Origin of the sequence: Oceaniglobus trochenteri, assembly GCF_020529025.1 — a bacterium.
GTDB classification, from domain to species: Bacteria; Pseudomonadota; Alphaproteobacteria; order Rhodobacterales; family Rhodobacteraceae; genus Oceaniglobus; species Oceaniglobus trochenteri.
Genome location: NZ_JACNMM010000007.1, coordinates 275,270 through 288,424 on the forward strand (window position 1 = coordinate 275,270; position 13,155 = coordinate 288,424).

Genomic DNA, 13,155 nt, shown 5'->3' on the forward strand with positions numbered 1-13,155 from the left:
AAAGATGGCCCTCCGTCAGGTGCCCGCGGCATCGCCAACCGGGTGCCGCGCCGCGCCCGTTTCGCGCCGCAGCCGTGCCGATGCCATTCCGGGCGCAGCCCCCCATACCGCGATCCAGCGGTAGAACACCGGCGTCAGGAACAGGGTGAACACCGTGGCAAAGCCAAGACCGCCGACGATCACCCACCCCACCGCGATGCGCGCCTCGGCCCCCGCGCCCGAGGTCAGGATCAGGGGAAGACCGCCGAAAACGGTTGATACCATCGTCATCATCACCGGCCGGATCCGCAGACGCAAGGCGTCGCGGATCGCGCTGTCGATATCCTGCCCCGCCTCGCGCAACTGGTTGGCGAATTCGACGATCAGGATGCCGTTCTTCGCCATGACTCCGATCAGCATCACCAACCCGATCTGGCTGTAATAGTTCAGCGACCCGCCGGTCAGTGAAATCGCCATCAGCGCGGCGGCAAGGCCAAAGGGCACGGTCAGCATGATGACGACGGCACTGGCGATGCTTTCGAACTGTGCCGCAAGAACCAGGAAGACCACCAGAAACGCAACGCCGAACACCAGGTACATGCCCGCCTGACTGTCGCTCAGCGTCGCTGCCTCGCCGGTGAACAGGATGCCCATGCCGTCGGGCAGCGTTTCATCGGCAAGCTCCGAAAGGCGCGTCATGGCGGTGCCCAGATCAACCCCCTCGCCCAGGTTGCTTTGGACCGACACGGCAAGCGATCCGCCTTGCCGGCTGATCGACGACCGGCTGACGACGGGTTCCAGCGTTGCCGCCGAGGACAGCGGCACATAGGCCCCGCCGGGCTGTCGCAGGAAGATCGATTCAAGGTCCGAAGGATCGTTGATCGGCGGGCCGCCCGGCACGACGTTCACGTCGGTTTCGGTATCGTTCTCGAAGACGCTGACGGCGACGTTTCCCTGAACCATCGCGCTGACCGTCCGCGTGATCTCGGATTCGGTCAGGCCAAGAACGCTGGCCATGTCGGGATCGACGCGCACCTCGAACTGGGCCTGCACGCTGTCGCCCGAAAGCTGCGGGTTCACGAACGCGCCGTCCTGCGCCATGGCCGCCACCAGGTCGTCGGCGGCATTGGTCATGGCATCGACATCGCGGCCCGTCACGGCAAACTGCAACCCCCGCCCCGCGCCCCGGATGTTCAGGCTGTTGGTCGAACGGGCGCTGACCTGGACACCGGGCACCATGGCAAGTTCACCGCTGATGCTTGCGATGATCTCCGATTGCGTGCGGTCACGCGCGCCCCAGTCGGGCAGGCGCACGATGATGAAGGCACTGGTGCCGCCGCCGATGCCGATGATGCTTTGCACCGCGGCGATTTCGCCGCTTTCGCGGTAGGGGGCCAGGATCGATTCGATCTGGGTGACCTGGGTATCCAGGTATTCGACCGTGGTATCGGGGGCGCCGCGCGCCTGGACAAGGAAGAACCCCCGGTCCTCGTCCGGCGTGATGCTGGAGGACAGGCTGCCGACCGCCCCCGCCGCGATGATGGCAAAGCCGCCTGCAACGGCAAGCACGATCAGGGGCGCGCGGATCGCATGATCCATCACGCGGTCAAAGGCCCGCGACGCCCACCCCAACCCGGCCTTGGCCGCTGCCCGCGCATCCGGCTTGCCGGGGTCGAGAAATGCCGCCATCACCGGCGCAAGCGTCAGCGCGGTGATCGACGACAGGGTGACGGCAAAGGCCAGCACGAAGCCGAACTCCGAGAACACGCCACCCGCCTGCCCCGGCAGGAACGAAATCGGGATGAAGACCGCCGCCAAGGTCGCCGTGGTCGAGATGACGGCGAAGAACACCTCGTTCGTTCCGGCGGCAGCGGCGGCAAAGGCCCCCATCCCCTGCTTGCGCTTGCGCACGATGTTCTCGATCACCACGATGGCGTCATCGACCACCATTCCCGTCGCCAGCACCAGGGCCAGCAGGCTGATGGTGTTGACGGAAAAACCGGCCAGCCAGATCGCGGCGACGGTGCCCACCAGGGCAACGGGGATCGTGACCGCCGGGATGATCGTTGCCCGGGCCGAACGCAGGAAGGCAAAGATCACCGCCACGACGATGACCGTGGCAAGGCCGATGGATTTCACCACCTCGTCGATCGACCCTTCGATGAAGGTGCCATCGTCCGAGGCGACGATCAGTTCCACGCCCTCGGGCAGCGCGGCGCGCAACTCGTCCACCGCAACAGCCACCTGACGCGAAATGGACAGGGTGTTGCCGACCGATTGCCGGGTGATGTCAAGGCCGACGGCCACCTGCCCGTTGACGCGGGTCAGAACGTTGCTCTCTTCGGGGATCAGGCGCACGAAGGCCACATCGGACACGCGCGTATTGGCGTTTATCGGCACCTGCCCCACGGTTTCGACCGTGGCATTCGCATTGCCGACACGCAAAGCGACGGTTTGCGAGGGTGTTTCCAGATTGCCCAGCGGTGTGTCGTCGCGCAGCGCCTTCAGGGCATTCGAGACATCGAAGATGGTCAGCCCGCGACTGAGCAGTGCGGGCATGTCCAGCGTCACGCGAAATTCGTTGGACCGGTTGCCGCGCACCGAAACCTCGGCAATTCCGTCGATGGTGGACAGCCGGTCATAGACCGGCCCCTCGGCCAGCGCGGTCAGGTCATCGAAACTGGCATCCCCCAGAAGGGCAAGCCGGATGATGGCATCGGCGTTGCTGTCGCTTTTCGATACGGTGGGATCGTCGTCAAGGTCGTCGGGAAGCCGGCGCAGGGTGCCCGAGACGATCTCGCGCGCGGCGTTGGCGGCCACATCGACATCGGTGCCTTCGGACAGGTCGATGGTGATGCGGCTTGACCCGGTCGAAGAGGAGGATTCCATGTAGGATAGGCCCTCGAGCGCGCTGAGGGCGTCCTCAAGCACCTGTGTGACCTCGCGGTCGACCGTCGACGGCACCGCGCCCTCATAGCTGGTGCGCACGGACAGGACGGGGCGGTCGACATCGGGCATCTCGCGCACATCGACCGACACCAGGGCGGCAAGCCCCGCGATCAGGATCAGCAGGTTGATGACCAGCCCGAAGATCGGGCGGGCGACGAACAGATCGGCAAGGCCCGACCGGCGCTGGTGCGATGGCGCGCTCATGTCGGCTCTTCCGTGGCGGGTTGCGGGCGCGGGTCTGCCCCCGCGCGTTGTCCGCCCTCACCCGGTTGCCGGCCACCCTTGCCCGCCTCGCCACCGCGCGCTGCGGGCGCATCTTCCGAGGTGCGCGGGCCGCGTTCGGTTGCGGCGGGGCGGCGGCCCCGGCCCTCTTCGCCGCCCGGTGCGATGATCCGGGCGCCGGGGCGCAGCTTTTGCGCGCCTTCCGTCACCACCATCGTGCCTTCCGCGATTTCGGCATCAAGCCAGACACGTTCGTCCTGCCGGAACAGGATCGTGACCGGCACCTGCCTGGCCAGCCCATCCTCCTCGACCCAGACGGCCGACCCGGCCCGCGACCAGGTGATCGCCGTGGATGGCAGGGACGGGAGCGGTTCGCTCTCCTGCATCAGGCGGACGGCGAAGGTCATGCCCGGCCACAGCTCGCCCTTTGGGTTCTCGATCCGGGCCTTCACCGTCACGCTGCGCGTCACGCTGTCGATGCGGCTGTCGAAGGACACGATCTCGCCCTCGAAAACCCGCCCCGTGAAGGTCGATGTGCTTGCCAGAACCGTGCTTGCCCCCGAAAGCAGGCCAATGGCCCTTTCCGGCAGTTCGAATTCGACAATCAGCGCGTCGGACTGGTCGATGCTGGCAATCGCCGTGTTTGTGGCAAGCATGTCGCCGATCCCGACATCGCTCAGCCCGATGCGCCCTGTGATCGGGGCGCGGATCGTGCGGTCGTCCAACGCGACCTGCGCCAGCCCCACGGCGGCCTCGGCAAGCCTCAGGTCCATCCTGGCCTCGGACAATGTCACCTCGGTGACTGTCGAGTTGCCGTTGCTGCGAAGCCGTTCATAACGCGACACGGTATCCTGGATCTGGTCCAGCCGGGCCTGCGCAATCTCCAGGTTCAGCACCTGGGTGCGCGCGTCCAGACGCACCAGAACCTCGCCCGCCTCGACGGTCCTGTTGGCGGCAAGGTTCGCCTCGACGACTTCGCCCGCCGCGCTTGTCACCACATCGACACTGCGCAGGGCCCTTGCGGTGCCGATGGAGTTCAGGACGCTTTCATGGGGCAGCATTTCCAGCGGTGCCGAGACGACGACCGTTCCGCGCGCGCCGCCGCCCGGGCCACGACGCCCCCCCGCACGGGGCCCGCGGGCCGGCGCCTCGGGGGCGGCTGCGGTCGCCGTTTCGGCGGCGTCAGGTTCGGCGATCATCGCGGCGATGGCGGGGGGCAGACCATAGGTCACCACATAGGCCCCGGCAAGGATCGCAACCGCGACGATCAGCGTCAGAAAAGTGCGCATGCGAAGAATCCCCTTGTATTGTCCGAACCGATTCCACCTGTCATCACTCTGTCCCCGACCCTTTCGAACAAGACGCACCCGGCCCCGCGGTCGATGACTGCGACGGCAGGCCGTCATATGCTACCGCTTCTTTGTCGCGGTGTGTCGTACATTCGCGGCCTGATACATCTTGCGACAATTCCTGTCTTCGATTCCGGGCCGATCGCTTGATTTTTCCGCACGAACAAGAGCTTTTGGGGCAAAGCCAAGCGCCCAGTGCGCCCAAGGAGACTTGCCATGACGGACCCCATCGCGCCGCAGATCCTGATTGTCGATGACGCCCGCGACATCCGCGAACCCCTTGGCCAGTATCTGCGCAAGCACGGCTTTCGCACGCGGTTGGCCGCCCATGCCGCTGAGGCCCGCGAGGTGCTGGCCGAGGCCGCGATTCACCTTGTCGTTCTCGACATCATGATGCCGGGCGAAGACGGGTTGAGCCTGTGCCGCTGGCTGGTGGCGCACAACGGCCCGCCGGTTCTGTTGCTGACCGCGATGGCGGATGAGACCGACCGTATCGTGGGGCTGGAACTGGGCGCCGACGATTACCTGGTAAAGCCGTTCAACCCGCGCGAATTGCTGGCCCGCGCCCGGGCAATCCTGCGGCGCGCCCCGCCCGAACCGGGCAGGCCGCCGCGCGGACGGCGTGCGTTTGCCGGGTGGGTGCATGATCCCGATGCCATGACCCTTTCGGGAACGGACGGCAGGACCGTCGACCTGACCACGGCCGAGAACCGGCTGCTTGGCATCCTGCTTGACCAGCCCCGCGCGGTCCTCAGCCGCACGACCCTGCTTGACCTTGCGGCCGGACGCGAGGCAAAGGCCTATGACCGCGCCATCGACAACCAGATCAGCCGCCTGCGCCGCAAGATCGAAACCAACCCGAAGAACCCGCGGATACTGGTGACGGAATGGGGCGGGGGATATCGTCTGGTGGCCGATGTGACGGACGCCGGATGATGCGCGGTCTGAAACGCCTGCTGCCCGATGCCCTGGCGGCCCGTATCGTGCTTTTGCTTGCCATCGCCATTGTCATCGCGAACATGATGGCCCTTGCGGTTCTCAAGTTTCAGCAGCAGCGTTTCGACCAGCAGGCCAGCGAAGACCGCGAGATCGAAAGGATCGCCGCCCTCATCCCGGCGATGGATGCCGTTGACGCCCAGGTGCGCCAGGTGATCGCGCGGGATGCCTCGACCCGGTTTGCCCGGGTGCGGGTTGAACCCGCGCCCATGCTGACCGAGGCCCCCACCGAAGGGCGGGCCACCTATATCGCCAGCGAACTTGCCACCATGTTGGGCCGCGCGGATGTTTCGGTGGCCATCATCGATCGGCCGGTGAAACCCGGCGCCCCCGGGCGGCAGGCCGAGTACCGGACCGACCAGGTGATCGCCATCACCATTCCCCTCTCGCCCCGCGACGGGCAGAGCGAATGGCTCAACGTCGTGACAAGCGGCGCCGCGCCGCGCGCGGGCCATGTGGATGGAAGGCCCTTCCTGACCATCCTTTCCCTGTCGCTGCTTTGCGTCCTGGGCGTTGCGATTGTTCTGGCCCGCCGGCTGACCACCCCGCTCAGGCAGCTTTCACAAGCGACCCGCGCCGCCGGGCGCGGCAACCGCGCCGCGCGCGTCCCCGAAGAGGGTGCCCGCGAAATGCGCGACGTGGCCCGGGCCTTCAACGCCATGCAGGCCGAAATCTCGCGGTTCGACGCCGAGCGCATGCGGATGATCGCCGCCGTCGGCCATGACCTGCGCACCCCCATGACCAGCCTGCGGATCCGCGCCGAAATGGTCGATGACGACGAACAGCGCGACGCCATGGTGCGCACGCTGGACGAAATGACCGTGATGGCCGACGGCCTTGTCAGCTATGCCCGCGAGGGGCAGGATACCGAGAAGATGGTGCCGCTTGATCTGGGCGTCCTTCTTGAACGGCTTCGCGCGGATCGCGGGGTGCCATGCGCGGCCGCCCCGGGGATCGAGGTGATGGGCCGCCGGGTCGGGATCGGCCGGGCCATCGGCAACCTTGTCGACAATGCCCTGCGCTATGGAAAGGAACCCGTGGTCACCCTGACCCGGGACCAGCGCCATGCCATCGTGACGGTGGACGACTCCGGGCCCGGCATCCCGCCCGAGCGGCTGGACGAGATGTTTCAACCCTTCACAAGGGGCGACAACAGCCGCAGCCTTGAAACCGGAGGGGCGGGCCTGGGTCTTTCCATTGCCCGCACCGTCATCGTGGCCCATGGCGGCGAGGTGCGGTTGGAGAACCGGCCCGAAGGTGGGTTGCGCGCGCGCATCACCCTGCCGCTGCGGGATATCATGGAGACGGCCAAGGGATAGGCGGAAATGATCCCGCACGCCGCGCCTTCAGTTGAAGCCGAACCTCCAGACCAGCGCCGGAACCCCCAGAAGCAGGACCATCGCGGCGACCACCAGCCCGCCGTCGCGCGTCAGCAGCCCCGCGGCAAAGACCGCGATCACCGCCGAGGCAAGGGAGCCCGAGGTGGGGATCAGCTCCATGAAGGGCATGAACAGCGTCAGTCCCAGGATCAGCAGCAGCGGCAGATAGAACCACGGCCGGTGGAACAGGAAGGTCAGACGCTCGTCCAGGAACCGTTCGACGAAGTGCAGCGGCTTGCGCAGCCATTCGATGCCCTTGCACAGCTTCTTGGCCGACAGGCGTCGGCGGGTGATGACATCGGGCAACCACAGGTGCCGACGCCCCAGGATCATCTGCGCCACCAGCAGGAACACGATGGCCGCCACCAACGCCGTGACCCCGGGAATGGCGCTGGCCGGCGAGGTCGAGATCAGCGAAAACACCAGCATCAGCGAGGCAAAGGAATTCTCGCCCAAAGTCTCGATGACCTTCTGCACCGATATATCCTCGCCGCTGACCGCAGCTTCGAGTTGGTCGAGAACATCGCTGAGCGCGCGTTTTTCAGTCATGATCCACCCCGGGGCGATTTCCAAAGAAGCCCAACGCGTCGCGTGGCAAAATGGGCCCGGAATTTTTCGGTCGGGGCGATATCACTGGCCTGTCTCGGCGGGCAGGCTGGCATAATAGGCCACCAGCGCCGCGATATCGCTGTCGTCAAGGTGGCGGGCCGCCTTGCGCATCAACCCGGCCTGGGGGCCACCGCCCCGCCTACCGTCACGCCACAACCCAAGCTGAGTGCGCAGATAGGGGGCGGGCAGCCCGGCCAGATTGGGGAAGAACGCCGATCTCTCGGACCGGTCGGGGCCATGGCAGGCACGGCAGGCCGGCACATCGGGATCGCCGGTGTCCGCATGGACCAGGGCGCGGCCCCGCTCCACCAGGTCGGCCGGCATGTCCTGTGGTGGGATGGGCGCGACGGGCTGTGCCGCGAACCAGCGGGCCAGATCGCCCATCGTTTCGGGCGGCACCTCACGGGCAGCCTGGGCCATGATGCCGCTGGCGCGCGTGCCACCACGATAGGCCTGCAACGCCATCTCAAGATAGGCCGCCCCCTGCCCGTTCAGCGGCGGCACCTGCGCCAGTCCCCCGTCACCATGACACCCGAGGCAATAGGCCAGGGGCGCTTCTTCATCGGGCAACCGGGTGAGGGTGCCGTAGTCGGCGCCCTCCATGCCCTGCTGAACCGATGAAAGGAAGGCGACGACCGGCCAGACATCGTCTTCGCGCTGCGCTGGCCAGGGGGGCATGCCGCTCATCTTGATGCCGTTGGCGACGATCCAGTGCAACTGGTACGGCTTCCAGCCCTGCACGGCCTGGCCGATGGGCGGCGGCGCGGGCACCATCGCGGCCATGGTGGCGCTTTGCGCCTCGCCCGGGGCGGCATGGCAGGAACGGCAGGCGGTGTCATAGTGGCGGGCGCCCAGCTCGATCAGCGCCGGATCGGACAGATCAGGCATCTCGGCGGGGCGCGCGGCGCGCAGCCGCACGGAATTGCGAAAGGTGGTATGCAACACCCAGGACACCCCCTGCAGATGTCCGACCCGGGCCGAGACGTTGTAAAGCCCAAGGCCCACCACCGCGCCGCCCGCAAGGCCAGCCAGCACCGCCAGCGCCGCCAGGGTCTGCAAGACGCGTTTCATATGCGTTCCTCCGTTCGGCCAAGGGCGCGCCCGGTCAGGATCAGCCCCGCCACCAGATAGATCGGCGTTCCGATCCCCAGCATGAGAAGCCCGCCCAGTTGCTGGCCGCCCAGATCGGGCGCCAGGCCGCAGATTTCGGAATAGAGATCGCGCGGCGCCAGCACGATCAGCGCCCCCAGCAGCGTCATGTGCATCGAGGTCAGCAACAGCCCCCCCGCCCCCAGAAGCGGCTGTTCGGCCCGCAGGCACCCGGCCCAGACGACAAGCCCCGCAACAAGGAAGCTGGCCTGTTCGGCGACAAGGCCGAAACTTTCCAGAAAGGCGAGCCCATAGGCGCCGGGAAGGTGCCAGGCCCAGACCACGACGAATTCGACCGCCGCCGCCACCATGGGCGACAGGGCCAGGCGATCGGCAAGGCGCGGCGCGCCCAGCACCAGCAGCGGCGGGATGACCGCGACCAGCATCATGTGGCGCAGCATGTGGGCCGGGAAGGCCGCCCCGAACCATCCGTTCAGCGGTGCAATCCAGATCGCGCCGGCCAGGGCCAGGCCTGAAACAAGGGCCGCAGGTCTCATCGGCAGGTCTCCAGCAGCAGCACCGGCAGCGCGCCATAGACCACACCGATGGCCGAGATCAGCGCCAGCAGGACGGCGGCGTGGCCCAGGAACTGGTGGCGGTCCTCGGCCTCGCCCCGGGCATTGGTATAATCGCCCGTGGTGCGATAATCCCATTGCCGCCAGGCGCGCCAGCCCAGCCAGGCGATCACCGCCAGCGCCAGAAGCGTGGCCAGCCCCAGCCCCCCGCGCGTCATGCCCAGCAGGCCGGGCGCCTTGGCGCAGACCAGCGCGACGATGCCATAGCTTGTCACGAAATGCGCCACCCAGGCGACCGGGGCCAGGGTGATGCGCCACAGGCTTTCGGCCTCTTCGCGGAATTCGTGCCGTTCCTCGTCGGGGCGTGGTTGGCGTTCGTCCTGCATCACAGAACCCTCGGGGCCAGGCCCATCACCGCCGCGGCCACCAGGACCGTCAGGCAGAGAAAATGCCAGAACAGCGTGATGTTCCAGAGATCGGCATCGTAGCGTCGGGTCAGTTTGCCGGTCAGGCTGCCCGCAAGGCAATAAAGCTGCATGATGATCCCGACCGCGCCGTGGGCCACCACCCAGACCGTCAGCGCGCAGATCACCGCCGGATAGACATGCTGTGTCGGCTCAAGGGCCTGCACCGACAGGATCAGCGCCGCGCAGCCACCGGCGGCCAGCAGGGGGGCGGCGATCAGCGCCGCGCGCGCCACCCCGGCCCGCCCGGCGCCGTTCCAGTGACGCGCCCCCAGCGTCAGCGCCCAGGACGCGACAAGGGCACCAGCGGCCAGCGCCACCAACCCGGGCGTTGCATGAAGCGCGCCTTCGGGCGGAAAATCGGGGCGGGCCGTCCAATAGAAGAAGAACCCGAACACCACGCTGGCAAAGGCCGTGGCATCGCCCAGCATGGTGATCCAGACGGCCCACCATCCGACGGCCTTGGGCCCCGAGGCATAGGTGGGCAGGCGCAGGCCCAGGCCCGCCTCGCGCATGTCGTGTTCGGGCGGGCGCGCGGTCGAGGTCCAGAGCCAGTAGAGGATGCAGACCACGGCAAAGGCCCCCGAAACGATGGCGGGCGGATACATGTGGAAGGTCGGAAAGATGAAGGCGCCACCGGTGAAGGCCGCCGCCCAAAGCGTGATCCAGGTCGGCCCCGTCACCCGCTGCACCAGTTCGGGGCTGGCGTCGATCACGCTGGTCACCATGGTTTCGCGGTGGCCATGGGGGCTGTCGGGCAAGTAGTAGCGCCCGGCGTCCATCCGCTCGACCAGCTTGGGATCGTCCCACAGCGGATAGCGCGATGTGATATGCGGGATCGACCGCGCGCCCCAGTATTCCTCGGGCACGTCATGGCTCCACTCCAGCGTTCCCGCGTCCCAGGGGTTGCGCGGCACCTGTTTCTGGTTCCCTTTCGGGCGCAGCAGATCCCAGACGAAAACGGCAAACCCGGCGGCGATCACGAAGGCCCCAAGTGTCGAAACCAGGTTGAGCCAGCCCCAGCCCGCCGAGTCGGGATAGGTGAAAATCCGGCGCGGCATGCCCAGCAATCCGGTCAGGTGCATCGGCAGGAAGGTGACGTTGAAGCCGGTGAAGATCAGCCAGAAGGCCCAGCGACCCAGACGTTCGCTCAGCATCTTCTTGCGGATGAAGGGGAAGAAGTAATAGACCCCCGCGATCACCGGAAAGACCATGCCGCCGAACAGCGTGTAATGCAGGTGCGCCACGATGAAATAGGTATCGTGGACCTGCCAGTTGAAGGGCGCGATGGCCAGCATCACACCGGTCAGCCCCCCGGCGGTGAAGATCGCCAGCGCCCCCGCGATCCAGAGCATCGGCAGGCTCATCTTCACCCGCCCCACGATCAGCGTGGCGGCAAAGGCGAAAAGCTGAATGCCGGTCGGGATCACCACCGCCTCGGACGCGGCTGAAAAGAAGCCGAGGCTGATGTTGGGCAATCCGGTGGTGAACATGTGATGCACCCAGAGCCCGAAGGACAGGAACCCGGTGCCGACAGCGGAAAGCACGATCCAGGAATAGCCGACGATGGGGCGGCGCGCGACCGTGGGCACCACCATGGCGGCGATGGCGATGGAGGGCAGGAAGACGATGTAAACCTCGGGGTGGCCGAAGATCCAGAACAGGTGTTGCCACAGCATCGGGTCGCCGCCGCGGGTGGGGTCGAAGAAGGGCCAGTCAAAACTGCGCTCAAGCTCGAACAGGAAATCGCCGGCGATCAGCGGCGGAAAGGCGAACAGGATCATCCCGCCCACCACCAGCACATACCACGCGTAAAGCGGCATGATGTTCACGCGCATCCCGGGCGGGCGGCATTTCAGTGCCCCGACGATCAGTTCGACGGCGGCGGCGATTGACGCAATCTCGATGAACGACAGGCCCAGCAGCCAGATATCGCTGCCCGGTCCCTCGTCCTGTGTGGCCAGGGGCGGATACATGAACCACCCGGCAGTGGGGGCGGAATTGAACAGCAGCGATCCCATGACGAAGACGCCGCCGATGACGAAGCACCAGAACCCGAAGGCCGACAGGCGCGGGAAAGGCATGTCGCGACTGCCAAGGAAGGCGGGCAAGATCAGGATGGCAATCGCCTCGAACATCGGGACGGCGAAGAGGAACATCATCGCCGAGCCGTGCATCGTGAAGAACTGGTTGAAGCGGTCGGCCGAGATAAGGTCGTTGTCGGGAACGGCCAGTTGCAAGCGCATCACCAGCGCAAGGACCCCCGCCAGCAACATGAACCCGAAGGCCGTAAGGGCATACCACAGGCCGACTTCCGAATTGTTCACCGCCGTGAAATAGCGCCAGCCCCTCGGGGCCTCCCAGGCCGCGCGCAGTTCGGTGGCCGTGCGCTCCTGCTCTTCGGGCGAAACCGGCTCGGCCAGCATCGCCTCGGTCGGTGGATAGGGGCCGCTGGGGCCGGTCTGGTCTGTGTCGCTCATTCCAACCCCTTGAGATACTGCGCAAGATCGGCCAGGTCGGCGGTTGTCAGATGGTCATATCCGGGCATTTCCACCTCGGGCTTGATCGCGCCGGTATGGGCGATCCAGGTCTCGAAATCCTCAAGCGTGGTGCCCAGCGTGCCCGCCCCCAGGCTGAGGCGGCTGCCCACATGGGTCAGGTCCGGCCCCACGGCCCCGCGCGCCTCGGTGCCACGCACCGCGTGGCAGGCGCCGCAGCCTTCACGCGCGAAGATCCGCGCGCCGCGCTGTGCGGCGGCATCGCCCGGGGGCGTCGCGGGGGCGGCCTGCGCCTGCAACCAGCTGTCGAAGTCGTCGGGGGGCATGGCCACCACCTCGAAAGCCATCAGGGCGTGGCTAGCGCCGCAGAACTCGGCGCATTGACCCCGCCAGTTTCCCGCGCGTTCGGGCTTCAGCGACATGCGGGTTTCGCGCCCGGGAAACATGTCCATCTTGCCCCCCAGCGCCGGAATCCAGAACGAATGGATCACCCGGCCCGCGTTCAGCAGGATTTCGCTGCGCTGGCCCGCGGGCAGACGAATTTCGTTGGCGGCGACGATGGGTGTATCGGCACCTTCGGGCCAGTATTCCACCCGCCACCACCATTGTTCACCGGTCACCCGCAGGGTCAGCCCCTCGCCGGGGGCGCGCTGGTCGGGCATGATCGACAGGCCCCAGGCCAGCAGCGCCCCCAGCACCACGGTGGGAAAGATCACGCCGCCGCCGATGATCAGCCCATCGGCAAAACGGCGTGACATCGCCCCGCGATTGATCCGCATGACATAGAAGAAAAGGCCGTTGACCAGCAGCCACAGGATGACAGCGCCCGTCAGCATGACCCAGAACAGGCTGTCCAGCACCCGCGCATCGGCCCCGGCCGGGGCCAGCACCGATTGCCGCCCGTCACAGCCCGCCAGAAGCGCAAGCGCAACCAGCGGCGCCAGGCGTGCCCGGGGCCTGCCAGGCTCTGCGCTTATGGGCCTGCGGCTTTTCCCAGCCATGCTGGTTTTCATGACAATCTCAACGTCGCGCAACTTTCTCTGGCC

General features: G+C 66.8%; 10 protein-coding genes. 2 read left to right on the plus strand and 8 right to left on the minus strand.

Annotated elements, in window-relative coordinates:
• Positions 1–15 precede the first annotated feature (15 nt).
• Positions 16–3,132: an efflux RND transporter permease subunit gene (locus tag H7828_RS13910; RefSeq protein WP_226781657.1), complete on the minus strand. Its 3,117-nt coding sequence runs from the start codon at positions 3,130–3,132 to the stop codon at positions 16–18.
• Positions 3,129–4,439 carry an efflux RND transporter periplasmic adaptor subunit gene (locus tag H7828_RS13915; protein ID WP_226781658.1) on the minus strand — a complete coding sequence of 437 codons (1,311 nt, stop codon included), beginning with the start codon at positions 4,437–4,439 and terminating at the stop codon, positions 3,129–3,131. Before H7828_RS13915 ends, H7828_RS13910 begins: the two co-directional genes overlap by 4 nt.
• A 276-nt stretch (positions 4,440–4,715) precedes the next feature.
• Here H7828_RS13915 and H7828_RS13920 point away from each other — a divergent pair, with 276 nt between their 5' ends.
• Both H7828_RS13920 and H7828_RS13925 read left to right on the plus strand, forming a co-directional pair.
• The gene (locus H7828_RS13920; RefSeq protein ID WP_226781659.1) at positions 4,716–5,435 is read left to right on the plus strand and encodes a response regulator; all 720 of its coding nucleotides are present in this window, start codon (positions 4,716–4,718) and stop codon (positions 5,433–5,435) included.
• A complete protein-coding gene (locus H7828_RS13925; RefSeq protein WP_226781660.1) occupies positions 5,432–6,814 on the plus strand; it encodes an ATP-binding protein in 1,383 nt (460 codons plus the stop codon). Before H7828_RS13920 ends, H7828_RS13925 begins: the two co-directional genes overlap by 4 nt.
• 27 nt (positions 6,815–6,841) lie before the next feature.
• On the opposite strand, the gene H7828_RS13930 is transcribed toward H7828_RS13925, so the two are convergent.
• From H7828_RS13930 to H7828_RS13955, 6 genes are all read right to left on the minus strand, one after another.
• Positions 6,842–7,423 (minus strand): exopolysaccharide biosynthesis protein, encoded by a 582-nt coding sequence (locus H7828_RS13930; RefSeq protein ID WP_226781661.1) that lies wholly within the window; start codon positions 7,421–7,423, stop codon positions 6,842–6,844.
• An 81-nt stretch (positions 7,424–7,504) separates the two neighbouring features.
• Positions 7,505–8,554 carry a c-type cytochrome gene (locus tag H7828_RS13935; RefSeq protein WP_226781662.1) on the minus strand — a complete coding sequence of 350 codons (1,050 nt, stop codon included), beginning with the start codon at positions 8,552–8,554 and terminating at the stop codon, positions 7,505–7,507.
• The gene (locus H7828_RS13940) at positions 8,551–9,129 is read right to left on the minus strand and encodes a cytochrome c oxidase assembly protein (protein WP_226781663.1); all 579 of its coding nucleotides are present in this window, start codon (positions 9,127–9,129) and stop codon (positions 8,551–8,553) included. Before H7828_RS13940 ends, H7828_RS13935 begins: the two co-directional genes overlap by 4 nt.
• On the minus strand, positions 9,126–9,533 hold the full coding sequence (locus tag H7828_RS13945; RefSeq protein WP_226781664.1) for a hypothetical protein: 408 nt from the start codon (positions 9,531–9,533) through the stop codon (positions 9,126–9,128). Before H7828_RS13945 ends, H7828_RS13940 begins: the two co-directional genes overlap by 4 nt.
• Positions 9,533–12,091, minus strand: a complete 2,559-nt coding sequence (ctaD, locus tag H7828_RS13950) for a cytochrome c oxidase subunit I (protein ID WP_226781665.1) — start codon at positions 12,089–12,091, stop codon at positions 9,533–9,535. The genes H7828_RS13945 and ctaD overlap by 1 nt, the downstream gene beginning before the upstream one ends.
• On the minus strand, positions 12,088–13,110 hold the full coding sequence (locus H7828_RS13955; RefSeq protein WP_226781666.1) for a cytochrome c oxidase subunit II: 1,023 nt from the start codon (positions 13,108–13,110) through the stop codon (positions 12,088–12,090). Before H7828_RS13955 ends, ctaD begins: the two co-directional genes overlap by 4 nt.
• Positions 13,111–13,155 lie beyond the last annotated feature (45 nt).